The organism is Streptomyces sp. NPDC001732, from assembly GCF_053596315.1.
Genome location: NZ_JBSFFY010000011.1, coordinates 25261 through 49063 on the forward strand (window position 1 = coordinate 25261; position 23803 = coordinate 49063).

26 protein-coding genes are annotated in these 23803 nt (G+C 71.1%); 13 read left to right on the top strand and 13 right to left on the bottom strand.

Features of this window, described 5'->3' with window-relative positions; all coding sequences use genetic code 11:
* Window positions 1-39 precede the first annotated feature (39 nt).
* From ACWCXX_RS14200 to ACWCXX_RS14210, 3 genes are read left to right on the top strand one after another with little or no spacing between them, the layout of a single operon-like run.
* A complete protein-coding gene (locus ACWCXX_RS14200) occupies window positions 40-909 on the top strand; it encodes an AraC family transcriptional regulator (RefSeq protein ID WP_451126860.1) in 870 nt (289 codons plus the stop codon).
* Window positions 910-919: 10 nt separating this feature from the next.
* A complete protein-coding gene (locus ACWCXX_RS14205; protein WP_451126862.1) occupies window positions 920-1762 on the top strand; it encodes an AzlC family ABC transporter permease in 843 nt (280 codons plus the stop codon).
* The gene (locus ACWCXX_RS14210; RefSeq protein WP_451126864.1) at window positions 1759-2070 is read left to right on the top strand and encodes an AzlD domain-containing protein; all 312 of its coding nucleotides are present in this window, start codon (window positions 1759-1761) and stop codon (window positions 2068-2070) included. Before ACWCXX_RS14205 ends, ACWCXX_RS14210 begins: the two co-directional genes overlap by 4 nt.
* 90 nt (window positions 2071-2160) lie before the next feature.
* On the opposite strand, the gene ACWCXX_RS14215 is transcribed toward ACWCXX_RS14210, so the two are convergent.
* Window positions 2161-3075, bottom strand: a complete 915-nt coding sequence (locus ACWCXX_RS14215) for a hypothetical protein (protein WP_451126866.1) — start codon at window positions 3073-3075, stop codon at window positions 2161-2163.
* Between the two features lie 79 nt (window positions 3076-3154).
* On the opposite strand from ACWCXX_RS14215, the gene ACWCXX_RS14220 reads away from it, so the two are divergent.
* A complete protein-coding gene (locus tag ACWCXX_RS14220; RefSeq protein WP_392080856.1) occupies window positions 3155-3349 on the top strand; it encodes a DUF3046 domain-containing protein in 195 nt (64 codons plus the stop codon).
* 256 nt (window positions 3350-3605) lie between these two features.
* On the top strand, window positions 3606-4781 hold the full coding sequence (locus ACWCXX_RS14225; RefSeq protein WP_451126868.1) for an AI-2E family transporter: 1176 nt from the start codon (window positions 3606-3608) through the stop codon (window positions 4779-4781).
* A gap of 52 nt (window positions 4782-4833) precedes the next feature.
* Here ACWCXX_RS14225 and ACWCXX_RS14230 read toward each other — a convergent pair whose 3' ends face one another.
* Window positions 4834-5790 (bottom strand): ankyrin repeat domain-containing protein, encoded by a 957-nt coding sequence (locus tag ACWCXX_RS14230; protein WP_451126870.1) that lies wholly within the window; start codon window positions 5788-5790, stop codon window positions 4834-4836.
* A gap of 322 nt (window positions 5791-6112) precedes the next feature.
* Between ACWCXX_RS14230 and recA the strand changes: the two genes are divergently transcribed.
* Entirely contained in the window at window positions 6113-7234 is a 1122-nt protein-coding gene (gene recA, locus ACWCXX_RS14235) for a recombinase RecA (RefSeq protein ID WP_451126872.1), read from the top strand.
* A gap of 3 nt (window positions 7235-7237) precedes the next feature.
* Window positions 7238-7969: a recombination regulator RecX gene (gene recX / locus ACWCXX_RS14240; protein ID WP_451126874.1), complete on the top strand. Its 732-nt coding sequence runs from the start codon at window positions 7238-7240 to the stop codon at window positions 7967-7969.
* Between the two features lie 269 nt (window positions 7970-8238).
* On the opposite strand, the gene ACWCXX_RS14245 is transcribed toward recX, so the two are convergent.
* From ACWCXX_RS14245 to ACWCXX_RS14285, 9 genes are all read right to left on the bottom strand, one after another.
* A complete protein-coding gene (locus tag ACWCXX_RS14245) occupies window positions 8239-8919 on the bottom strand; it encodes a DUF6197 family protein (protein ID WP_451126876.1) in 681 nt (226 codons plus the stop codon).
* A gap of 380 nt (window positions 8920-9299) precedes the next feature.
* On the bottom strand, window positions 9300-9710 hold the full coding sequence (locus ACWCXX_RS14250; protein ID WP_451126878.1) for a rhodanese-like domain-containing protein: 411 nt from the start codon (window positions 9708-9710) through the stop codon (window positions 9300-9302).
* Complete coding sequence (locus ACWCXX_RS14255; RefSeq protein ID WP_451126880.1) at window positions 9707-10294, bottom strand: cysteine dioxygenase; 588 nt, start codon at window positions 10292-10294, stop codon at window positions 9707-9709. Before ACWCXX_RS14255 ends, ACWCXX_RS14250 begins: the two co-directional genes overlap by 4 nt.
* A gap of 121 nt (window positions 10295-10415) precedes the next feature.
* Window positions 10416-10502, bottom strand: a complete 87-nt coding sequence (locus tag ACWCXX_RS14260; protein WP_311605579.1) for a putative leader peptide — start codon at window positions 10500-10502, stop codon at window positions 10416-10418.
* Between the two features lie 32 nt (window positions 10503-10534).
* Entirely contained in the window at window positions 10535-12148 is a 1614-nt protein-coding gene (locus ACWCXX_RS14265; RefSeq protein ID WP_451126882.1) for an FAD-dependent monooxygenase, read from the bottom strand.
* 253 nt (window positions 12149-12401) lie between these two features.
* Window positions 12402-13301, bottom strand: coding sequence for an amino acid ABC transporter permease (locus ACWCXX_RS14270; RefSeq protein WP_451126884.1), 900 nt, complete (start codon window positions 13299-13301; stop codon window positions 12402-12404).
* A complete protein-coding gene (locus tag ACWCXX_RS14275; RefSeq protein WP_451126886.1) occupies window positions 13298-13963 on the bottom strand; it encodes an amino acid ABC transporter permease in 666 nt (221 codons plus the stop codon). The genes ACWCXX_RS14270 and ACWCXX_RS14275 overlap by 4 nt, the downstream gene beginning before the upstream one ends.
* Window positions 13964-14038: 75 nt before the next feature.
* Window positions 14039-14875 carry a glutamate ABC transporter substrate-binding protein gene (locus tag ACWCXX_RS14280; RefSeq protein ID WP_451126888.1) on the bottom strand — a complete coding sequence of 279 codons (837 nt, stop codon included), beginning with the start codon at window positions 14873-14875 and terminating at the stop codon, window positions 14039-14041.
* A 99-nt stretch (window positions 14876-14974) separates the two neighbouring features.
* Window positions 14975-15760 (bottom strand): amino acid ABC transporter ATP-binding protein, encoded by a 786-nt coding sequence (locus ACWCXX_RS14285; protein WP_451126890.1) that lies wholly within the window; start codon window positions 15758-15760, stop codon window positions 14975-14977.
* A gap of 378 nt (window positions 15761-16138) precedes the next feature.
* Between ACWCXX_RS14285 and ACWCXX_RS14290 the strand changes: the two genes are divergently transcribed.
* Window positions 16139-16831, top strand: a complete 693-nt coding sequence (locus ACWCXX_RS14290) for a response regulator transcription factor (protein ID WP_451126892.1) — start codon at window positions 16139-16141, stop codon at window positions 16829-16831.
* Window positions 16832-16846: 15 nt separating this feature from the next.
* Window positions 16847-18241 carry an ATP-binding protein gene (locus tag ACWCXX_RS14295; RefSeq protein ID WP_451126894.1) on the top strand — a complete coding sequence of 465 codons (1395 nt, stop codon included), beginning with the start codon at window positions 16847-16849 and terminating at the stop codon, window positions 18239-18241.
* Between the two features lie 159 nt (window positions 18242-18400).
* On the opposite strand, the gene ACWCXX_RS14300 is transcribed toward ACWCXX_RS14295, so the two are convergent.
* Both ACWCXX_RS14300 and ACWCXX_RS14305 read right to left on the bottom strand, forming a co-directional pair.
* Complete coding sequence (locus ACWCXX_RS14300) at window positions 18401-19399, bottom strand: TAXI family TRAP transporter solute-binding subunit (protein WP_451126896.1); 999 nt, start codon at window positions 19397-19399, stop codon at window positions 18401-18403.
* Between the two features lie 70 nt (window positions 19400-19469).
* Window positions 19470-20078 (bottom strand): TetR/AcrR family transcriptional regulator, encoded by a 609-nt coding sequence (locus tag ACWCXX_RS14305; RefSeq protein WP_451126898.1) that lies wholly within the window; start codon window positions 20076-20078, stop codon window positions 19470-19472.
* 96 nt (window positions 20079-20174) lie between these two features.
* Between ACWCXX_RS14305 and ACWCXX_RS14310 the strand changes: the two genes are divergently transcribed.
* The 4 genes from ACWCXX_RS14310 (at window position 20175) to ACWCXX_RS14325 (ending at window position 23731) form a co-directional block, all read left to right on the top strand.
* Entirely contained in the window at window positions 20175-20582 is a 408-nt protein-coding gene (locus ACWCXX_RS14310; protein ID WP_451126900.1) for a DUF4345 domain-containing protein, read from the top strand.
* A gap of 220 nt (window positions 20583-20802) precedes the next feature.
* A complete protein-coding gene (locus ACWCXX_RS14315; protein WP_451126902.1) occupies window positions 20803-21156 on the top strand; it encodes a hypothetical protein in 354 nt (117 codons plus the stop codon).
* 265 nt (window positions 21157-21421) lie between these two features.
* Window positions 21422-22951, top strand: a complete 1530-nt coding sequence (miaB, locus tag ACWCXX_RS14320) for a tRNA (N6-isopentenyl adenosine(37)-C2)-methylthiotransferase MiaB (protein ID WP_451126904.1) — start codon at window positions 21422-21424, stop codon at window positions 22949-22951.
* A gap of 66 nt (window positions 22952-23017) precedes the next feature.
* The gene (locus ACWCXX_RS14325) at window positions 23018-23731 is read left to right on the top strand and encodes a class III extradiol dioxygenase subunit B-like domain-containing protein (RefSeq protein ID WP_451126906.1); all 714 of its coding nucleotides are present in this window, start codon (window positions 23018-23020) and stop codon (window positions 23729-23731) included.
* Window positions 23732-23803 lie beyond the last annotated feature (72 nt).

The window sequence follows — 23803 nt, forward strand, 5'->3', positions numbered from 1 at the left end:
ACCCGGGCCCCACGGCGGGGACCTGCGAGAATTCCCCCCATGGGGACCGCACCGGAGCCCGGATCGGGGGAGTGGGCGAGGCACTGGCAGTACGCGGAACTGCCCGACCTCGACCTGCTGCGTGCCCGGTACGTGCGCCACACCTTCCCGCGCCACAGCCACGAGGGCTACGTCTTCGGCACCATCACCCGCGGGGTGGAGGACGTCGGGCTGCCGGACGGCACCGTCCACGCGGGCCCCGGCACCGTGGTCATGATCAACCCGGAGGTCCCGCACACCGCCCGCGCGGGCGTTCCCGAGGGCTGGGTGTACGCCACGCTCTACCCGTCGGCGCGGGTGGTCAACGACATCGCCGCCGACACGACGACTCTGCGCGGCACGGTCGGCTTCACCGAGACCAGCGTCGTGGACCCGTACACGGCCCGGCTGATCGGCGCGGTCCACCGGGCCGCCGAGGAGGGCAACGCGCTGGCCGCCGACACGGTGCTGCGGGTCATGGTCACGCGGCTGCTCGGCCGGCACGGCAGCGTGCTGCCCCTCCGCACGCCCCGCTCGGCGGGCGCGCGCGACGCCGCGCGGGCCCGCGCGGTGCTGGAGGGCCGGATGGCGGAGCCGCCCACCCTCGACGCGTTGGCCGCGGAGCTGGGGACCGGCCCCTTCGCGCTGCTGAGGGCCTTCAAGAAGGAGTACGGGATGCCGCCGCACGCCTGGCTCACCGATGCCCGGGTGCGGGCCGCGCGCCGGATGCTCGACACGGGCACGGCGCCCGCGGAGGCGGCCGTCCGGGTCGGGTTCACCGACCAGCCGCATCTCAACCGTCACTTCACCCGGATCGTGGGAGTACCACCCGGCGCGTACCAGCGCGAACGTGCAAGAACGTACAAGACCGGTCCCGAAGGGCCCACGTAGCGTTCCGGTCGTGGCAGAACAGACAACACTTCCCGAGGGCGTCGGCGAAGCGACGGACGCGCCCGACGGCGGCACGACCGACCCCGGCAAGCGGCCGGAGGCGCCCGGCACGAAGCCGGACGCGGCCGTCGTGCGCGACGCGCTCGGCGTCGGCATAGCCGTCGGGCTCTCCGGCTTCGCCTTCGGCGTGACCTCGGCCGGCTCGGGACTGAGCCTCCTGCAGACCTGCGTGCTCAGTCTTGCCGTCTTCACCGGCGCCTCGCAGTTCGCCCTCGTCGGCGCCCTCGCCGCGGGCGGCAACCCGTACACCGCGGCCGCCGGAGCCTTCTTCCTCGGCGTGCGCAACTCGTTCTACGGGCTGCGGCTGTCGCAACTGCTGGCACTTCCGCGGTTCCTCCGCCCCCTCGCCGCCCAGTGGGTCATCGACGAGACGACCGCGGTGACCCTGCCGCAGCCGACCCGGCGGGCGGCACGGATCGGCTTCGCCGTCACCGGACTCACCCTCTACGTGCTGTGGAACCTGACCACGCTGCTGGGCGCACTCGGAGCGAAGGCGCTCGGCGACACCGACGCCTGGGGGCTGGACGCGGCCTCGCCCGCGGTCTTCCTCGCCCTGCTGGCACCGATGCTGAAGACCCCCACCGAACGCGTCACCGCCGCCGTCGCGGTCCTGCTCGCGCTCGGCCTGCTGCCGGTACTGCCCGCGGGCGTCCCCGTCCTGCTGTCCGCGCTCGCCGCGCCCGCCGTCCTCTTCCTGAGCGGGCGCCGCAGCGGCACGGACCGTGCACCGGCCCTCGCGGAGACACACCGGGAACCGAACCGGCCCACGTCCGGCACGGAGGAGAACCGATGAACGTCTGGATCGCCATCGCGCTGACCGCGGTCGGCTGTTACCTCGCCAAGCTGCTCGGGCTGCTGGTGCCCGCGGGAGTACTGGAACGCCCGCTCACCCAGCGCCTCGCCGCGCTCCTGCCCGTGGCACTCCTGGCGGCACTCACCGCGCAGCAGACGTTCGGCGACGGCCGGCACCTGACCCTGGACGCCAGGGGCGTGGGGCTCGCCGCAGCCGCGCTCGCCCTGGCCCTGCGCGCGCCCTTCCTCGTGGTCGTGGGCTCCGCCGTGGTCGTCACGGCAGGGGTGCGCGCCCTCGGCTGGGCCTGATCCGAACTCCCGGCCGGCCCGGCCGGAAGACCCCGCGACCACCCGGCGGCGACGGGGTGCGCCGACCGGCGCCCGCCCCGGCCACCGGGCTCAGTCGAGACTGCGTCCGTGGGCGCGCAGGGTCAGGAGTGCCTTGATGGTCACGAGGGGCCGCCCCTCCAGGGCGGTGCCCGGTGCCCACTGGCGCCAGTTGACCGGCCAGCCGCCGTCCGCCTGCTGTTCGGCCGCGAGATGGTCCAGCGAGCGGGACAGCTCCTCGTCGGTGAACCAGCGACGGGCGAGCGACCCGGGCGTACGGGCGTAGTCGTACGGGAAGTGCTGCTCTCCCGGCGCGTACCCGGCCGCCACGGGATATTCGTCGCGCCGCTCCGGGTCGAGCACGGCGAGCCGCTGATCGCGCACCAGCCGCCCCAGCCGGTCGGCGGCCGCCTCCGCCCTGGCCCGGTCCGGGGCACCGTCCAGAAAGGCGAGTGCCGCCTCGATCTCGTACGGGTGCGACCGGTCCAGGGCCTCGACCGCCGCCCAGCAGAAGTCGGTCGCCCGGAAGAGCCAGGCGTGCCACACCGCGTTGCGGTGCAGGAGCCCGACGACGGGGCCGGTCGTCAGCAGTTCCGGGGGCGGGTCGTCGACGACCGGGATGAACGGCGCGGCGGGATAGCCGCGCTGCGTCGGCAGGAGGGCGGGCAGCGCGCCCTCCCGGGTCGACACCTCGGTGAGGAAGCGGCAGACCCGCTCCATCCGGGGGCCGTCGCAGCGGCCGATGGAGTCGAGCACATTGAGCGCGTGCGCGGTGTGCAGCGGCTGACTCACGGGGCCGCGCAGATCGGGTTCGAGCGCGTGCCCGTAGCCGCCGTCCTCGTTCAGATAGGCGGCGAGCGCGGTCTCCACGGCGTCCGCACTTCCTTTCAGGAAGTGATGGGCGAACCGCCGCTGTTCCAGGACGCGGGCCGTGAGCCAGATGAACTGTTCGGCGCGCTTGAGAGGACTTGTTCCGGTTCCAGCCATGGACCGACCGTAGGACGGTAAGCGCTCTCGACAAGACGTAGCGGCCGGGCTGCACCCTCAGGAGCGGGATACTGAGGGCATGCGGTTGACGATTTTCTGGGAACGGATGGCGGATCACTTCGGCGCGTCGTACGCCGACTCCTTCGCACGCGATCATGTGATGGCCGAGCTCGGCGGGCAGACGGTGCACCAGGCGCTGGCCTCGGGCTGGGAGACGAAGGACGTCTGGCGGGGTGTCTGCGCGGCGGTCGGCATCCCCGAGGACAAGCGCTGACCTCCGACTCGTCGCACGACAGCCGGTTCTTGGCCCGCCACCGGTGGGCAGCTGCTTTCGGCCATGGTGGGCAGGGGCGCTTTCCCGGCTCGTCGGCAGCCGGACCGGGGTTGTTGTCCGGGGCAGACAGCGCCTCGTCACTGTCGTAGGCGAGACTGGAGCCGTGGCACCGACAGACGAGACAGCACAGAACCAGCCGCTTTCCACCCCGACCGCTCCTCCACAAACGCCGCCCTCCGGCACCGGATCGGCCCGCATGCCCTCGTGGCTGCCGCGTGCCATGGTGCTCGCCCTGGCGCTCTATGCCTGTTTCCGGCTCGGCAGTTGGGCGTTCGACCAGCTCATCGGGCTGCTGATCAATGTGCTGATCGCGTTCTTCCTGGCGCTCGCCATCGAGCCGGCGGTGAGCAGGATGTCGGCGCGCGGCATACGCCGCGGCTTCGCCACCTTCCTGGTCTTCCTCGCCGTGCTGATCGCCGGAGTGGGCTTCGTCGTCCTGCTCGGCTCCATGCTCGCGGGCCAGATCGCCGACATGGTCGAGGAGTTCCCGAAGTACCTGGACTCGGTGATCAACTGGGTCAACCAGACCTTCCGCACCGACCTCTCCCGGGTCGAGATCCAGGACAGCGTGCTCCACTCCGACTGGCTGCAGAAGTACGTGCAGAACAGTGCGACCGGAGTGCTCGACATCTCCACCACCGTCCTCGGCGGGCTGTTCCGGCTCCTGACGATCTTCCTGTTCTCGTTCTACTTCGCGGCCGACGGCCCCAGGCTTCGGCGCGCCCTGTGCTCCGTGCTGCCTCCCGCCAGGCAGACGGAGGTTCTGCGGGCCTGGGAGATCGCGGTGGACAAGACCGGCGGCTACCTCTACTCGCGCGGTCTGATGGCGCTCATCTCCGGGATCGCGCACTACGTCCTGCTGGTGATCCTCGGCGTTCCGTACGCGCCCGCGCTCGCCGTCTGGGTCGGGCTGGTCTCCCAGTTCATTCCCACGATCGGTACGTACCTGGCGGGTGCCCTGCCGATGCTGATCGCCTTCACCGTCGACCCGTGGTACGCGCTGTGGGTGCTCGGCTTCGTCGTGATCTACCAGCAGTTCGAGAACTACGCGCTCCAGCCCAAGCTCACCTCCAAGACCGTGGACATCCACCCGGCGGTCGCCTTCGGGTCGGTCATCGCGGGCACGGCGCTGATGGGTGCCGTGGGCGCGCTGATCGCGATCCCGGCCGTCGCCACGCTGCAGGCCTTCCTCGGCGCGTACGTGAAGCGGTACGACGTGACGGACGACCCGCGGGTGCACGGGCAGAGCCGACGGCGCGTCGAGCCGTTGCTCATCCGGCTGCGCAGGGTCTGGCGTGCACCCGAGAGCGACGGGGACGGGAACGGCCGAGGCGTCGGTGCCGGGGACCGGGAGGATCCGGAGCGCGCCTGACCGCTCCGCGGCCCAGACGTGGCGTAGGCGTGGTGCGGGTGTTCTGGTCGGGTCAGTGACTCCAGTGGTCGCGGTCCGGCAGTTCGACCCACAGATCGGGAGGTCCGGTCACGGCGCGTGCGTCGGTCGGACGCAGTCCCGCGAAGGCGCAGGAGTAGGCCACGGCGTTGTGCCGGTAGAGGTAGGAATTCAGTACTTCCCCGGAGCCGTCACCCTCGTCCGGATCGCCGCCCGGGTGCAGGTCCCAGCTCTCGAGGGTCCCGTGGCGGGCGATGCTGCCCTGGTCACCGCTCTTGGGGTTGGCGTACATGCCGTAACAGACGGTGCCGGCGGACAGCCGGGTCAGCACGCCCGGCATGTGCGGTGCGTACCCCCACGGCTGCATCACGACGCAGCCGCCCGGCACGGACGTCACCCCGATGATCCGCATGCTCTCGGCCCTGCCCTCCCCGTGCAGGTACTCGAGCAGCTCCTCGGTGGTCTCACTCCTCACCGGCACCGCCTCCAGGCGGCGGACCGCTTCGGCCGCGTCGATCCCGGCCACACAGGCGAGCCCCAGGCCGTCGTGGTGGAAATCACCCAGCGCCGCGACGAGCCGACCGGCCTCCCGGACCGCCGCGCGCTCCGTGTCGGTCAGCCGCACCCCGGCCGGCACCGGGAACAGGTCCGGCGTCGGTCCCGCGAGGCTCAGCCGCCCCGGTGACCAGCCGCCGATCGACGGCCGCCAGGGATCGGCCCCGGCAGCGGCGAGGGCCCGAGCGCTTTCCGGCCTTCTGGACACGACGGCCTCCCACAGCGCCGTCACCCCGTTCTCCAGCGCGTCCACGTCCGCGACTCGGCCGGCGAGCTCGGCGACGACCTCCGGAGAGCCGAACACCGTCGCACGGTGCAGCGGCCGGCCCCCGCTCCATTTCTCCGGATCGGCGCCTTCGTCGAGACGCCTGCGAATGTCGTCGCAGTCCGTCCAGTCCCAGCTCATGCCGGCCCAGCCGTCGTCCACCACTGCCACCGATCCCCCTCCGACGTCGATCCGTGCGGCTTCCTCACTCCCACAAGTTCGCACACGGGTCTGACCTCCGGCCGCTCGCTCCTCCGCCTTCCGCAGGGCGCGGTCGGGGTTCGGTGACGCCCGGCAGCCGGCCCGGGCGGGGGCGGCGTGGTCCGCTTGACACTAAAATCGAACATCCATTCTCATGGGATTCCGGCCGGGTTTTCCCGGGCCCGACCGTGGAGTTGTCCACAGGCCGGGAGGACGTCGAGGCCCATTGTCAGTGGCAGGGGTTAGCGTCTTTGACGTGAAGCGATCGACTCAAGCAAATCGGGTGGAACCCATGGCAGGAACCGACCGCGAGAAGGCGCTGGACGCCGCACTCGCACAGATTGAACGGCAATTCGGCAAGGGCGCGGTGATGCGCCTCGGTGAGCGGCCGAACGAGCCCGTGGAAGTGATCCCCACCGGGTCGACCGCCCTCGACGTGGCCCTCGGGGTCGGCGGCCTGCCGCGCGGCCGCGTGGTGGAGGTGTACGGACCGGAGTCCTCCGGCAAGACGACGCTGACGCTGCACGCCGTGGCGAACGCGCAGAAGCTCGGCGGCTCGGTCGCCTTCATCGACGCGGAGCACGCCCTCGACCCCGAGTACGCGAAGAAGCTCGGTGTCGACATCGACAGCCTCATCCTCTCCCAGCCGGACAACGGCGAGCAGGCCCTCGAGATCGTGGACATGCTGGTCCGCTCCGGCGCGCTCGACCTGATCGTCATCGACTCCGTCGCGGCGCTCGTGCCGAAGGCCGAGATCGAGGGCGAGATGGGCGACTCGCACGTGGGTCTGCAGGCCCGCCTGATGAGCCAGGCGCTCCGCAAGATCACCAGTGCGCTCAACCAGTCCAAGACCACCGCGATCTTCATCAACCAGCTCCGCGAGAAGATCGGCGTGATGTTCGGCTCGCCGGAGACCACGACGGGTGGCCGGGCGCTCAAGTTCTACGCCTCGGTGCGCCTCGACATCCGCCGGATCGAGACGCTGAAGGACGGCACCGACGCGGTCGGCAACCGCACCCGCGTCAAGGTCGTCAAGAACAAGGTTGCGCCGCCCTTCAAGCAGGCCGAGTTCGACATCCTCTACGGCCAGGGCATCAGCCGTGAGGGCGGCCTGATCGACATGGGCGTGGAACACGGCTTCGTCCGCAAGGCCGGAGCCTGGTACACGTACGAGGGCGACCAGCTCGGTCAGGGCAAGGAGAACGCCCGCAACTTCCTCAAGGACAACCCCGATCTCGCCAACGAGATCGAGAAGAAGATCCTCACGAAGCTGGGTGTCGGGGTCAAGGCGGAGGACAACGCGGCCGGCGCGGATGCGGCGGGTGGCGCCGCGGCTCCGGCCGAGAGCGCGAAGGCGGCGCCCGCTCCGGCGAGCAAGGCCAAGTCGGCCAAGACCGCGGCGGCCAAGAGCTAGACCGTGACGCGTCGTACGGAGTGGCCGGTCAGCGCTACTGACCACGGCGTGGACCCGGGCCACGAATTCGCCGCGGGACACACGGCCGGGTCCGGGGGCACGCACGGGCCGGAGGCCGATTCCGGTCACGGCACCGGTTCGGGCCCCGGATCCGGCGAGGGGGCGGGTCGTCGTGCCCGCTCCCGCACCAGGAGCAGCGGCTCCCCCTCCTCGTCGAGGGCCGAGAAGGGGGAGTCGCGAGACCCGGTCGAGCAGGCGCGCAACATCTGTCTGCGACTGCTCACCGGGACCCCGCGCACGCGGAAGCAGCTCGCCGACGCCCTGCGCAAACGGGAGATCCCGGACGAGGCGGCCGAGGAAGTGCTGTCGCGCTTCGAGGACGTCGGGCTGATCGACGATGCCGCGTTCGCGGACGCCTGGGTGGAGTCCCGGCACCACGGACGCGGCCTGGCCCGGCGCGCTCTCGCCCGCGAGCTGCGGACCAAGGGGGTCTCCTCCGAGGTGATCGACGAGGCCGTCGGGCAGCTCGATTCCGAGCAGGAGGAGGCCACCGCCCGGGAGCTGGTCGCGCGCAAGCTGCGCTCCACCCGTGGCCTGGACCGGGACAGGAGACTGCGCCGCCTTGCGGGCATGCTCGCCCGCAAGGGCTACGGGGAGGGCATGGCGTTGCGTGTGGTGCGGCAAGCACTGGAGGAAGAGGGGGAGGACACCGAAGGGCTGGACGAGCCGTTCTGACCGGACCGGTACCGCGCGGTGGTGTGTTGGGGGCCCGAGACGTCGGGGGGCGACTCGTGGTGGTGCGGTGACACGGTGATGCGCGGGGGAGGCGTGGACGGAGGTGCGTTCCGGGAGGCGTGCTACGGGCATGCGGGCCGAGCGGTAGGGCTTGGCAGGGGAAAACGTGACAGGGGGACCGTGAGAGACGGGCCGCGGGGAGTCGGTCGAGCGCTGGTGCCGACTGCGTGACAGAGGCTGCGGGCTACGGGGGAGAGAGGCAGTGGCGATCACTGTCCGGCGCGGGCTGCGCGGGCGATGGTGGCGTCGATCAGGGCGAGCGCGTCCGCCGCGGTGCGGCCGGGATACCGGTTCCAGGGGCCGATCAGCCCGGTCCAGCCCTGGGAGCGGAGTTCGGCGACGAGCCAGGCACCGGCGCGGTCCACGGTGTCGAGGGAGCCGTAGCCCAGGCGGTGCGCGGTGAGGAGGGCGCCGCAGATGCACCGTGCGCCACGGGCGTTGCGGAGCCGGTAAGGGGTGTTCTGCCAGCCCCACTCGGTCAGGATCTGCCTCGCGTGGGCGAGGTGGACGGAGGGCCGCACATCGGCCCGGCCGATGCGCCGCCAGGCGTGCAGCCGGTCGGGAAGGATCGCGCCCAGACGGCCGGGCAGGGGGCGTTCGCGGGGCGGGACCGTCGGCAGGGAACGCACGGAGTCGGCGATGAGCTGGTCGACCGGTACGGACAACAGGTCCCGCCAGCCGGCCGGTTCGCGGTCCGCCGGTTGTTCCGTGGCACCGGAGCCGGAACCCCGTACGAGACCGGAAGGCTGTACGGGGTCGGAAGCCCGGGCGGAGTCGGAGGCGGTGAGGTCCCAGCCGGCGACGATCCGCTGCCATGCCTCGGTCTCGTGGAGGCGGGCGACCTGGGCATCGAACTGGTCGGGGGTGAGGGCGGGGGTGGGGGTCGGCATGGGCGCAGAGTCTCCGTCACGTCGGTCCTTCGAGGTTGAGGCGAATGTCCGTCGTGCACGGGGATCGCTCCACCGGAGCGTGGCGTTCGGGTGTGTCGGCGCGGATTCGGGGGAACGGCGGGAGGCGGACCGGGGGCAGCCCACGCGGTAGGGACGCCGCAGGGGGAGGGGGAGGAGAAAGAGGGAGGGAAGGCTGTTCTGCGGTGTTCATGGAGCCGGTGAGCGGGGGGCTGGGGTGTATCCGTGGCTCCTGCCGGACCGGGACAACGCTCTTCTCGCCCCTCTGCGCCTACCTCCGCCCCTGCCTCTCCCGCCTCTCCCGCCTCTCCTGTCCCTTCTGCCTGCTGCTTCCTTCGCCTGTTCCGTCCGCTCTGCCAGGCTCATTGCCGTTCGACCGGGAGACCTGCGGTGCGCCATGCCTGGAAGCCGCCGATCAAGTCGGTCACCCGGTGCAGTCCCAGCTGTCGCAGGGAGGCGACGGCGAGGCTCGACGCGTAGCCCTCGTTGCAGACGATCACGATTCGGAGGTCATGGCTCACGGCCTGCGGGGCCCGGTGTCTCCCCAGTGGGTCGAGCCGCCACTCCAGTTCGTTGCGTTCGACGACCAGCGCTCCCGGGATCCGCCCGTCCCGCTCCCGCAGCTCCGCGTAGCGGATGTCCACGAGCAGCGCACCCTCCGAGACGGCGGCTGCCGCCGCCTGTGGGCCGATCCTGACGAACCCGGCTCTGACCCGTTCCAGCAGCTCGTCGATACCGACCGGTTCCGTGCCGTCGCGGCGGCCGTCGCTCACTGCCAGTCCTCCGGCCGCTCGACCTGCTCGAGGCGGAGCAGGTTGCCGGTGCGGCTGTAACGCCGGATCCGTGGCAGCGGCGGGTAGTACGCGTGGACGGAGACCGCATGCTCCGTCGCGGACTCGTTCAGCACCTCGTGGACGTGATGGCGGCCGAACGCCCGGCCCTGACCGGTGGTCAACTGCCTGGACCGGTCGATCCCTTCGGCGAGTTCGAGGGTCTTCCAGCCGTCGGTGGGCAGCCGGGCGGCGAGCGACAGTTCCTTGAGGGCGCCGGCCGCGGTGGTGAAGGCGCCGATCGAGTCGGCGTGGTCGTGCCAGCCCGTACCGGTGCCCGGCGGCCAGCCGATCAGCCACGCCTCGCTGCCCCCGGGGCCGTCGAGCTGGATCCAGGTGCGGCCCTCCGGATCGAGGGGGAGCGAGGCGACGATCTTGGCGTCGGCGGCGACACGACGGACGAAATCGAGCAGCTCCGCAGCCGTCGGAGCAGCAGCCGGAGCAGTCGTCGCACCGGAATCGTCGGCGGACGCGGACGCGGACGTGGGCGCAGGGGCCGGTACGGATGCGGCGGGCACGGGAGACACGGAGTTGGGTGCGGACGTGCGTACAGAGGGTGGGGGAGAGGCAGACACAGGGACCGTCCTGAGGGTTCGCGCGAGGGCCCGTCCGCACGGCGGAGCGCACGGCGGGGCAAGGAGGGGCGAGTCAGCAGGACGGTCGACACACGCAGCCCGCGTAGCGGACGAGGTCCATATGGACCCTCCGCCACAGGCGTACATCGGTGTCGGTCATGTTCCGGAGTACACCATGGGCGTCCGCAGGGGTCAATTGACGTCCGCGGTCCGGTCGGAGCGTGCGGTGTCATGCGCCGCGCCGCCCCGTACCGCGTCCGCCGCAGCGAAGAGCTCTCCGGGCCGCACCCCGTTGAACGACGCCACGAGATGGCCGTCCGGCCTGATCAGCAGCACGGTGTGGGCCGAAGCCCCCGGATAGCTCTCGGTCACCAGCAGCTCGCCCTTCATCGGCAGGGCGTCGACGGCCGCGGCGAGACGCGGCATGACACCCGCGGTCATCCAGTGGCGCCGGTCCCACACACCGGTGCCGGGTGCCACCAGGACCACCAGCAGATGCCCCTGTCCCAGCCGTTCACGCAGCCGCACGGTCGTGCCGTCGGGCGCCGTCACCCGCACATCGACCACCGGCGCACCAGGGGGCGTACCCACGGCGGTGTGCGCCTCGGCATGCGCGGGCGCAAGGGGCGAATGCGAGTACGAGGGAGGCGCACCGAGGGGGCCGCATCCCAGATGCCCGTCGGTGAGCAGCGAGTCGTGCCCCCGTGCGCTCCCCGGTACCAGGGCCCGCAGCCCGCCACCGCCGCGCAGTATCGGCAGCGACTGGTCCGCGGCGCGCAGCCGCGAGGCGACGGCGGCCCGGCGCTCGGCCTGGTAGCTGTCGAGCAGTACGTCGGAGGCGCCGTGATGCCATGCCTGGGCCAGCTTCCAGGCCAGGTTCTCGACGTCCCGCAACCCCTCGTCGAGCCCCTGGGTGCCGAGCGCGCCCAGCAGATGCGCGGCGTCTCCCGCCAGGAAGGCCCGGTCGGCCCGCCAGCGCAGGGCGAGCCGGTGGTGCAGCGTGTACACGCCCGTGTCCAGCAGTTCGTACGGCGGTGTTTCGCCGCACCAGCCCGCCAGGGTGTCCCGGACCCGGGTGATCAGCGCGTCCGGGGTGACGAGTTCGCCCCGCGGCGGCAGCAGCCAGTCCAGCCGCCAGGCGCCGTCCGGCAGCGGGCGCGCGGTCACCTCGGCGCCGCCCGTGCGCCACGGCGGCAGCCGGTGCAGCACGGCCTGCCCCGGCCAGGGCAGTTCGGTGCGCAGCGCGGCGACGGCGTGCCGCTCCACCGCCGTACGCCCCGGGAACCGGATGTCGAGGAGCTTGCGCACGGTGGACCTGGCACCGTCGCAGCCCACCAGGTAACTCCCGCGCCACCAGGTCGTGTTGGACCCTCTGGTGTGCACCGTGACCCCACTCGGATCCTGCTCCAGGGTGTCGATCCGGCTGTGCGCGGCGACCTGCACCAGCTCCTGTCCGCCCACCGCCTCGCGCAGCGCCCGCGTCAGGGCGTGCTGCGGCAGATGGATGGGCGAGGCCGGCGGACCATCCTCGGAGGAGCCCGAGCCGAGCGGCAGTTCGCGCACCAGCTGCTTGCGCCGCAGGGACCGCCAGCCGGACCACCGGACGCCCTCGTGCCGCAGCGCCTTGCAGCCGAGGCGTTCGGCCAGGGCCAGGGTGTCCTCGCGCAGCACCACGGTGCGGGCGGGACGCGTCTCGTCCTTGTCCGGATCCTCGTCGAGCAGGACGGTGGGCACGTCCTGCGCCGCGAGGGCCAGCGACAGCGCCAGGCCGACGGGCCCGGCACCGACGACGATCACCGGGTCCACGGGAGAGCTCCTCGAATCCGTGCGGACGACGTCGGTGTCACGGCCGGGAAAGAAGTCGGTGACGTGGGCGAAGGTGCCCCACGGCCCGGCAGGCAGGCGGACGACGGAGGGGGTGTGGCGGCGGCGGGTGCTGGGGGCGCGATCACAGAACGTATGCAACCTACTGCCGGTGCTTGCGTCAAGCGACACCGGACAGTGCTGAGGGGCGGTGGCCGGTCGGCCACCGCCCCTCAGCACAGCATGAGACGGGCCGTCAGGCGGCGTGTCCGTCGTCGGCGATGAGCGACGGCTCACCGACGGTCGGTGATGCGCCCCCCGGAGCGGTGCCCTTGCTCTTCTTCGCGCGCCGGAGCCACCGCTCCAGCCAGCTCGCGAAGGAGGTGAGCGCGAAGTTCAGCAGCACGAAGATCACAGCGACGACCGTGAAGCACGCGATGGTGTTGGCACCGTAGTTCGCGCTCATCGGGCGGACCGACGCCAGCAGCTCGGTGAAGGTCATCATGGCACCACCGAGTGCGGTGTCCTTCATGATGACGACGAGCTGGCTGACGATCGCCGGCAGCATGGCCGTCACCGCCTGCGGCAGCAGCACGAACACCATGACCTGGCTCTTGCGCATGCCGAGCGCCTTGGCGGCCTCCGCCTGGCCCTTCGGCAGGGTCTCGATGCCGGCACGCACGATCTCGGCGAGCACCGAGAAGTTGTACAGCACCAGACCGGTCACCACGGCGTACAGCGGGCGCACATCGGTGTCGATGGTGGTGTACTCCGCGTACACCGCGTTCGCGACGATCATCAGGATGAGCACCGGGATGGCCCGGAAGAGCTCCACGACGATTCCGGCCGGAACCCGCACCCAGCGGTGGTCCGACAGCCTGCCGATCCCGAACAGGGCACCCAGCGGCAGCGCGATGATCAGGGCGAAGAACGCCGCCTTGAGCGTGTTCTGGAGGCCCGGCCAGATGTACGTCTCCCACGGCTGGATGCTCGTGAAGAAGGGCTCCCACTTGACCCAGTCGAGCTGGTGCTTCTCGTCCAGGCTGGTGTAGACCCACCACAGCACGCCCGCGGCGGCCAGCACGAACAGCACCGTGTAGAGGATGTTGCGCTGCTTGGCGCGCGGCCCCTGGGCGTCGTAGAGGACGGAACTCATCGCTTCACCGCCACCTTCTTGCTCACCCAGCCGAGGATCAGGCCGGTCGGGAGGGTCAGGACGACGAAGCCGAACGCGAAGACCAGCGAGATCAGGACCAGCTGGGCCTCGTTCTCGATCATGCCCTTCATCAGGTACGAGGCCTCGGCGACACCGATCGCGGAGGCGACGGTGGTGTTCTTCGTCAGCGCGATCAGCACGTTGGACAGGGGATTGACCACCGCACGGAACGCCTGGGGAAGAATGATCAGCCGCAGTACCTGGGTGAAGCTCAGCCCGAGCGCGCGTGCCGCCTCGGCCTGGCCGACCGGCACCGTGTTGATGCCGGAACGCAGCGCCTCGCAGACGAAGGCGGCCGTGTAGGCGACCAGGGCGAGCACGGCCAACCGGAAGTTGACGGTGTCGGTTTCGTCGGCACCGAGCGCGACGCCCAGGGTCTGGTACAGGCCGAGCGACGAGAACACGATGATCACGGTCAGCGGAATGTTCCGGACCACATTCACGTACGCGGTGGCGAAGCCGCGCATCAGAGGGACCGGGCTGACCTTCATTCCGGCCAGTAGCGTTCCCCATATCAGGGAGCCGAGGGCGGAGCAGACGGTGAGCTGCACCGTCACCCAGAAGGCCCCCAGCAGGTCGTAACCTTCAAGAAAGTCGAACACGATCTCCCGCGCTTCCGCGTGTCGGAGGGCACGGCGCGCCGTCGTTCACGGACGGCGCGCCCGGTCAGCCCTGCTTCACTTGACGACGTTGCCGATCTTCGGGGCGGGCTCGTTCTTGTAGTTCGCCGGGCCGAAGTTGTCCTTCACGGCCTTGTCCCAGGAACCGTCCGAGACCATCTTGGTGAGGGCGTCGTTGATCTTCTTCTTGAGGTCGGCGTCGCCCTTCTTCAGGCCGATGCCGTAGTTCTCGTTGGTCATCTTGAAGCCGGCCAGCTTGAACTTGCCCTGGAAGTTCTTCTGCGAGGCGAAGCCCGCCAGGATGCTGTCGTCGGTGGTCAGCGCGTCGATGACCTTGTTCTCCAGGCCGGTCAGGCACTCGGAGTAGCCGCCGTACTCCTGGAGCTGCGCCTTCGGGGCCAGCTTGTCCTTGACGTTCTGCGCCGAGGTCGAGCCGGTGACCGAACACAGCTTCTTCTTGTTCAGGTCCTCCGGCGACTTGATCGAGTCGTCGTCGGCACGGACCAGGATGTCCTGGTGGGCCAGCAGGTACGGGCCCGCGAAGTCGACCTTCTGCAGGCGCTCGTCGTTGATCGAGTAGGAGGCGGCGATGAACTTCACGTCGCCGCGGTCGATCGCGGTCTCGCGGTCGGCGCTCTTGGTCTCCTTGAAGACGATGTCCTCGGCCTTGTAGCCGAGCTCCTTGGCGATGTACGTGGCGACGTCGACGTCGAAGCCGACGTACTTGCCGTCGGGGGTCTTCAGACCGATGCCGGGCTGGTCGATCTTGATGCCGATCGTGATCTTCTTGCCGCCGCCCGAGCCGCCGTCCTCCTTGTCGGAGCCACAGGCGGTGGCGGTGAGGGCGAGGGCGAGCACGGCGGCCGAGGCGGCGGTGACCTTACGAAGCTGCATGGTGATTTTCCCTAAGAGTTGACGCGGTACGAACGATCGACCGGCTCGGGAACCGGCGGGTGCGGATCGATCAGTGGTGAAGCCGGCAGTGCGGATCGATCAGTGATGAAGGATCTTCGAGAGGAAGTCCTTGGCCCGGTCACTGCGCGGGTTGCTGAAGAACTGGTCGGGCGTGGCCTCTTCGACGATCTTTCCGTCCGCCATGAAGACGACCCGGTTCGCCGCCGAGCGCGCGAAGCCCATCTCGTGCGTGACGACGACCATCGTCATGCCGTCCCGGGCGAGCTGCTGCATGACCTCCAGCACCTCGTTGATCATCTCCGGGTCGAGCGCGGAGGTCGGCTCGTCGAAGAGGATCACCTTGGGGTCCATCGCCAGCGCCCGCGCGATGGCCACGCGCTGCTGCTGGCCCCCGGAGAGCTGGGCGGGGTACTTGTCGGCCTGCGTCGCCACGCCCACCCGGTCCAGCAGCGAACGGGCCTTGTCCTCGGCGGCCTTCTTGTCCGTCTTGCGGACCTTGATCTGGCCCAGCATCACGTTCTCGAGCACCGTCTTGTGCGCGAAGAGATTGAACGACTGGAAGACCATACCGACATCGGCACGCAGCCTGGCCAGCTCCTTGCCCTCCTGGGGCAACGGCTTGCCGTCGATCGAGATGGCGCCCGAGTCGATCGTCTCCAAGCGGTTGATCGTGCGGCACAGCGTGGACTTCCCGGACCCGGAGGGCCCGATGACGACCACGACCTCGCCACGGGCGATGGTCAGGTCGATGTCCTGGAGCACATGCAGCGCGCCGAAGTGCTTGTTGACGTTGCTCAGTACGACAAGGTCGCTCGCCGCGGGCGTGGCGTCCTGGGCGCCCTTGGTCACTGAAACTCCGCTCATCGGCTTCTTGCTCCGTCCTCCTCGGTTGGAAGGACCATAGGGACGCGGTGCTACCACCGTCATTACATCTGAGCGGAAATTGAGGATAACGATCCGGTGGCGGCCGGACACACCGCGTGAACGGGGAGGGGACCGTCCGACCCGGGGCGTACCGGGTGCATAACGGATGGCCGGATGCGGTGGGCGGGCTCTTGACTGACACACCGCTCATCGGAGTGGATGCCCTGGTACGCCATGACGTGAAACGCCTCGGTACGGGGAAGTGACGGGGAGCGTACGGGAGACCGCACCGACATGTACCGACACCGCACATCCACCCGCCCGCGACCCGTGGGCCCGCATCGACCCCGAACCCGCGCGAACCCGGAAAGGGAGGCCATGAGACTGCTGCTCGTCGAGGACGACAACCATGTCGCGGCCGCACTCTCCGCGATCCTCGCCCGGCACGGCTTCCGGGTCGTGCACGCGCGCAGCGGCGAGGAGGCCCTGCAGGCGCTGCTGCCTGCGGACACGGAGCCGTTCGGCGTCGTGCTCCTCGACCTCGGCCTGCCCGACCAGGACGGTTACGAGGTGTGCGGGAAGATCCGCAAGCGCACCTCCACCCCGGTGATCATGGTGACCGCGCGTTCCGACGTCCGGTCGCGGATCCACGGTCTCAACCTCGGTGCCGACGACTACGTGGTCAAGCCGTACGACACCGGCGAGCTCCTCGCCCGCATCCACGCCGTCAGCCGCCGCAACACGGTGGGCGAGGACACCGTGCCCACGCCCGTCGCCGCGCTGCGTCTCGGACACGTCCACATCGAGCTCCCGACCCGCCGGGTCAGCGTCGACGGGGCGGAAGTCCAGCTCACCCGCAAGGAGTTCGACCTGCTCGCGCTGCTCGCACAGCGCCCCGGAGTGGTGTTCCGCCGGGAGCAGATCATCAGCGAGGTGTGGCGCACGAGCTGGGAGGGCACGGGGCGCACGCTCGAAGTGCACGTCGCGTCCCTGCGTTCCAAACTGCGGCTGCCCGCACTGATCGAGACGGTGCGCGGGGTCGGCTACCGCCTCGTCGCCCCGACCACGTAAGGGCGTACGTCCCAGGTGCGCACCCGGCTCCTTCCCCTGCTCATCGTTCTCATGGCAAGCGTGCTGCTCGCCCTCGGCTTCCCGCTGGCCGTCAGCGTGGCCGCCGCCCAGCAGCAGCGCGTCGTCATCGACCGCATCGACGACACGGCGCGCTTCGCCGCGCTCGCGCAGTTCATCACCGAACCGGCGGCCGGGTACGACGAGCGCCGGCGCACCCTGCGCAATGAACTCGACACCTACGCATCGGTGTACGGCATCCGCGCCGGTGTCCTCTACCGCGACGACCGGGCCATGGCGAAGGCCCCGGCGACCTGGCAGCTCCCCATCGACGGCGAGGGCCGCGAGGCGTTCAAGGAAGCTCTCCTGGGACGGCGCAGTCACGATCCGCCGCAGGTCTGGCCGTGGCAGGACGGCAGGATCGTCGTCGCGTCGCCCGTCGTGCGGGACGGCGACGTCGTCGCCGTCGTGGTCCTCGACTCGCCCACCGACGAGATGCGCTCGCGCACGCTCCGCGGCTGGCTGCTGATCGCGGCCGGTGAAGCGGTCGCGATGCTGGTGGCCGTCGGCGCCGCGATACGCCTCACCGGCTGGGTCCTGCTGCCGGTGCGGACCCTGGACGCGGCCACCCACGACATCGCCAGCGGGCGCATGCGGTCGAGGGTCGCGGCCTCCGGCGGGCCACCGGAACTCAGACGCCTGGCACGCTCGTTCAACGAGATGGCCGACAACGTCGAGGACGTGCTGGAGCAGCAGCGCGCCTTCGTCGCCGACGCCTCGCACCAGCTGCGCAACCCCCTCGCCGCGCTGCTGCTGCGGATCGAACTCCTCGCGCTCGAACTCCCCGAGGGCAACGAGGAGATCGCCTCCGTGCGCACGGAGGGCAAACGCCTCGGGCAGGTCCTCGACGACCTGCTCGACCTCGCGCTGGCCGAACACGCCGCGGCCGATCTGCAGCTCACGGACATCGGCGCGCTCACCGCGGAACGCGTCGCGTCCTGGCGGCCGGTCGCCGAGGAGAAGGGGGTACGGCTCAGGGCGGACGGTTCGTCCGCGGTGACCGCCTGGGCGGATCCCATTGCGCTGTCGAGCGCCCTCGACGCCATCATCGACAACGCGCTGAAATTCACCCCCGCGGGAGAGGAGGTCCTCGTCACGGTCGCCTCCGGCAGCGACGACGTGACGGTCGTCGTCGCCGACCGCGGGCCCGGCCTCACCGCGCAGGAGATGGAGCGCATCGGGGACCGCTTCTGGCGCAGCGCCCAGCACCAGAACATCCAGGGATCCGGCCTGGGCCTGTCCATCTCGCAGGCGCTGCTGGCCGCGGGCGGCGGTTCGCTCGGCTACGCGACCCACGAACCGCACGGGCTGCGCGTGACGGTCTCGGTGCCGCGCAACAGCCCCCAGGGCTGAGCCGGGGACCCGGCCCACCGCGGGCCGGGGGTGCTGCTGGTGGGTGCGCGGCATGAGGTCCGGAGGGGTGGGGGAGAACCGGGTGCCGACCGGGCCGGGTGGGCGCGACAGCGGACGGGGCGCGGGGGCGGGCCGGACCGGATGGGGCGGGGGAACCGGTCAGGGCTTGACCGAGCGGTAGTAGCGGCTGGCCCCTTCGTGCAGCGGCAGCGGATCGGTGTAGATCGCCGTACGCAGATCCACCAGCTGCGCCGCGTGCACCTCGCGCCCGATCCGGTCCCGGCTGTCGATCACGGTCCGGGTGAACGCCTCCGTCAGCGCCGGGTCCGAATGCTCCGTGGTCACCAGCACATTGGCGACCGCGACCGTCGGTACCGCCTGCCCCTGCTGCGCGTTGCGGTAGGCGTCGGCGGGCATCACGGCCGAGCGGTAGTAACGGGCGGACCCGCCCGCGGCCTGGAGCCTCTCGACCAGCCGGGCCTCCAGCGGTATCAGCCGGACCGGGAACCGGTCCGACAGTTCCTGCACGGCGGTGGTGGGCAGCCCGCCGGACCAGAAGAAGGCGTCGAGCCGTCCGTCCTCCAACTGTCCGGGCATGGTGTCGATGCCGGAGGGAACCGGTGTCACGTCGTCCTCGGGATCGAGGCCGGCCGCCGCCAGCACCCGGTCGGCGACCAGGCGCACCCCCGAACCCCGCTGCCCCACCCCGACACGTTTGCCGCGCAGGTCCGAGACCTTCCGCACCCGCGAGTCCCGGGGCACGACCAGCTGGATGTAGTCGTCGTACAGCCGCACACAGCCCCGCAGCAGGTCGGCGCCGGGCCTGCCGCTGCGCAGATACGTGGAGAGGGCGTCGGTGGTGGCAATGGTGAAGTCGGCTTTCCCGGAAGCCACCCGTGCGATGTTCTGCTGCGAGCCCTCGCTGGTCTGCAGCCGTATCGACACCTGGGGCAGATCCTTGGCCAGGTCCCCCCTGAGCCGTTCGCCGTAGCGCTGGTAGACCCCGCTGCGCACCCCGGTGCTGAAGGTCAGGGTCCCCGTCGGCTCCGACTGCCCGAGCGGGAGCAGCCCCCACAGCAGCAGCCCGAGCACGACGACGAGGGCGGCGCACGCCTGGAGGGCGCGGCGCCTGCCGATGCGGGAGAGAGCCTGGAGCATGGCGGCGATCCTGCCAGTCCGTTCCGGCGATGACCAGGGCCGATCTCACTGTTCCCGCCGGGCCCGGCCGTCAGCGGGGCCAGTCGGGGGCGGGGTCCTCGTCGAGAAGCGGCCGGATGGCGCCCAGTACGGCGCCGATGCACACGTCGCGCAGCTCGGCGCGGGTGCAGGTCTCCTCGGTGAGCCAGTCCACGCACAGCACCTGGACGAACACCAGCCAGCTCTTCAGGACGCCCGACACGGCCTGCCGGGTGCTGTCGTCGGCGAGCGGGAGGACGCCGAGCAGCCGCTCGCGCAGGGCGTCGAGCTCGTCGGCCATGATCGTCTGGATCAGACGGTCGCCCGCCAGCACCCGGTTCGCCGCCAGGACGGTGTTGCGGTTCTCGGCGAAGTACTCGATGTGGGCATCCAGGCCCTCGGTGAGCTGCTCGACGAGGGTGTCGGCGGGGTCGAACCGGCTCTTGGCGAGCAGCTGCCCGGCCACCTGCTGGTAGAGGACGGCGAAGAGATCACGCTTGCTGGGGAAGTGCTGGTAGAGCAGCGCGCGGGAGACACCGGCCTGCTCCGCGACCCCCTCCATCAGCACGTCGTCGTACGGATGCGCGGCGAAGAGCCGCGCGGCGACGGCAAGGAGCTGGGCGCGGCGTTCGGCTGGGCTGAGCCGCTGGCGGGGAGGCACCCACCCATACTACTTGACACGCGTCTACTAAGTGGCCGTAGTCTAGTAGACACGTGTCCAGTAAGGCGGTTGCCAGCAGAGCGGGGAGGGTGGGTCATGTCCAGAGGCAAGGTGCTCCGGGGGCTCGTACTGGCGATGGGGTATGCCTGCGTGGCGATCGGGCTCTTCCACGTGCTGCTCGGGAACGCCGCGATCCCGGGCGAGGGTTCGGCCGGTCCGACGGTCGACAGCCTCGGACGGTTCTTCGGCGCGATCTTCACCGGGTACGGCCTCGGCTGGCTCTGGGCGGCCCGGCAGTCGCCGATTCCCGCGACGGCGGTCCAGTGGCTGGCCGGGGTGTTCCTGCTGGGTGCGCTCGGGAGGGTGCTGTCGCTGGCCGTGCACGGGTGGCCGCACTGGTTCCAGGTGACGCTGGCGGTCGTCGAGCTGGTGCTGTCGCCGCTGCTCCTCCTGCTCGCGGACGCCGAGGAGAAGGAAGCGCGGATACGGGGCGCCGACGCCTGACGGGACGGGGCGGGCGCCCGGCCGCGGGTACGTGATGCGACGGGGGGCGCCCGGCCGTGCCAGGCCCGCTCGCCCCGTGAGGCCGCGCGGCTGGTGGGCGGCGAGCCGGGGGCCGAGTCGGGGCCGGGGAAACCTCGTGGCCGGTGAGTTCGCGGGGCCGGTATCGTCCGGTGCCCGGACCGCCGTACCGGCGGCCTCCCGAGTTCGGAGAGCGACGGCCATGACCAGCGGACGAGCGACGACGACCCTGTGGCGCCCCACCGGCCCCGAGGAGCTGGATCTGGTCCGGGAGCTGAATTGGCGGGCCTGGCCGCCCCGGCTTCCCGAACAGCCGATCTTCTATCCGGTTCTCGACGAGGACTACGCGATCATGATCGCGCGGGACTGGAACGTGAAGCACAGCGGCGCAGGCTTCGTCACCCGTTTCGAGGTCGAGTCGGACTTCCTGAGCCGTTATCCCGTCCAACAGGCGGGCGGGCGGACGATCCTCGAACTCTGGGTTCCGGCCGAGGAACTCGACGAGTTCAACACCCACATCGTCGGCGAGATCCAGGTGATCCACGAGTTCCACTGAGCCGGGCCCGGGGGCCACTGCTCCGGGACGGGTTCGTCCGGGACCGGGCCCGACGGCCCGGCCCAGGGTGCCCGGCGCCCCGCTCGGAGTGGACGTGGCGCTCGTATTCGGCCAACTTCTCCTCCCGGGGCACCCGCTCGCCCTGCTCGGCCGCGCCGGGGCCGCGATGCCGGGACGGACGCCCCGCCCGCCCCCGTACGGGCACCCTCGGCGCCCCTGACCCGATGCGGCGGGAGGCCTCCCCGGAGCACCTACCCTTGAGGGCATGACCAGCAGCAGCGACCGGAGCCCCGCAGTGAGCGTCGAGGGACCCAAGACCTACGAAGTCCGCACCTACGGGTGCCAGATGAACGTCCACGACTCTGAGCGCCTGTCGGGGCTGCTGGAGGGCGCGGGTTACGTCCGCGCGGACGAGGGTTCCGACGGCGACGCCGATGTCGTGGTCTTCAACACCTGCGCGGTGCGGGAGAACGCCGACAACAAGCTCTACGGCAACCTCGGCCGGCTCGCCCCGATGAAGACGAAGCGGCCCGGCATGCAGATCGCCGTCGGCGGCTGCCTGGCGCAGAAGGACCGCGACACCATCGTCGAGCGGGCCCCGTGGGTCGACGTCGTCTTCGGCACGCACAACATTGGCAAGCTGCCGGTGCTGCTGGAGCGCGCCCGCGTCCAGGAGGAGGCGCAGATCGAGATCGCCGAATCCCTGGAGGCGTTCCCCTCCACCCTCCCCACCCGCCGCGAGTCCGCCTACGCGGCATGGGTCTCCATCTCCGTCGGCTGCAACAACACCTGCACCTTCTGCATCGTCCCGGCCCTGCGCGGCAAGGAGAAGGACCGCCGCACCGGCGACATCCTCGCCGAGATCGAGGCACTGGTCGCCGAGGGCGTCTCGGAGATCACCCTGCTCGGCCAGAACGTGAATGCGTACGGCTCCGACATCGGCGACCGCGAGGCGTTCTCCAAGCTGCTGCGCGCCTGCGGGAGGATCGAGGGACTGGAGCGGGTCCGCTTCACCTCCCCGCACCCCCGCGACTTCACGGACGACGTGATCGCGGCCATGGCCGAGACGCCCAACGTGATGCCCCAGCTCCACATGCCGCTGCAGTCGGGCTCGGACACGATCCTCAGGGCGATGCGGCGCTCGTACCGGCAGGAACGCTTCCTCGGCATCATCGAGAAGGTGCGCGCCGCGATGCCGGACGCCGCGATCTCCACCGACATCATCGTGGGCTTCCCCGGCGAGACCGAGGAGGACTTCGAGCAGACCATGCACGCGGTCCGCGAGGCGCGCTTCGCCAACGCCTTCACCTTCCAGTACTCCAAGCGCCCCGGGACGCCGGCCGCCGAGATGGAGGACCAGATCCCCAAGGAGGTCGTCCAGGAGCGGTACATGCGCCTGTCCGCCCTTCAGGAGGAGATCTCCTGGGAGGAGAACAAGAAGCAGGTCGGCCGGACGCTGGAGATCATGGTCGCGGAGGGCGAGGGCCGCAAGGACGGCGCGACCCACCGTCTCTCCGGCCGCGCCCCCGACAACCGCCTGGTTCACTTCACCAAGCCGGACGAGGACGTGCGGCCGGGCGACGTGGTGACCGTCGAGATCACCTATGCGGCCCCGCACCACCTCCTCGCCGAGGGTGCGCCGGTGGGCGTGCGGCGGACCCGGTCCGGTGACGCCTGGGAGAAGCGCAACGCGGCCGAGGCCGCCAAGCCGGCCGGGGTGATGCTGGGCCTGCCCGGCATCGGGGCCCCGGTGCCGCAGCCCGCAGCCGCGGCCCCCGGCTGCGGCTGCGACTGACCCCGGACTGTCCGAAGGGCGACGGCGGCCGACCGTGGGCCGGGCCCGAGCAGTACGCTGCCCACCATGCTTGTCGCCGCCGCTGTCTGCCCCTGCCCGCCCCTGCTGGTGCCGGAGGTCGCCGCCGGTGCCGCCCCCGAGCTCGACACCCTGCGGGACGCCTGCGCCGAGGCCGTCGGGGTGCTCGCCGCGGCGCGCCCCGATCTGCTGATCGTGGTCGGGCCCGCGGAACTGCCGGGCCGCGGCCCGCACCCCGAGGGGGCCACCGGCACCTTCGGGGGCTTCGGCGTCGACCTCGCCGTACGGCTCGGGCGCGACCTCGCACCGGTGGACGCGAATCCGCTCCCGCCGGCCCTATCCGTCGGCGCCTGGCTGCTCGCCCGCGCGGGATGGACCGGTGCGCCGGTCGAGGGGCTGGGCGTGGGGGAACCGCTCGAAACCGGCCGTTGCGCGGACACCGGGCAGGGGCTGGCGGACCGGGCGGAGCGGGTGGCCCTGCTCGTGATGGGCGACGGCAGCGCCTGCCGCACCCTCAAGGCCCCGGGCTACCTGGACGAACGGGCCGAGACGTTCGACGCGGCGGCCGCCCGTGCGCTGGGCGCGGCGGACCCCGACGCGCTGCTCGAGCTGGACGAGGAACTGGCCCACGAGCTGAAGGCGGCGGGCCGGGCCCCCTGGCAGGTGCTCGCGGGGGCTGCGCAGGGCGCGGCCCTGGGCGGACGACTGCTGTACGACGACGCCCCGTACGGCGTGGGGTACCTGGTCGCCGCATGGTCCTGAGCCCCTGAACCGACCGACGGAAGACGGCCGCACGGCATTGCCGCACGGCCGTCCCCCGTATGTGATTCAGCA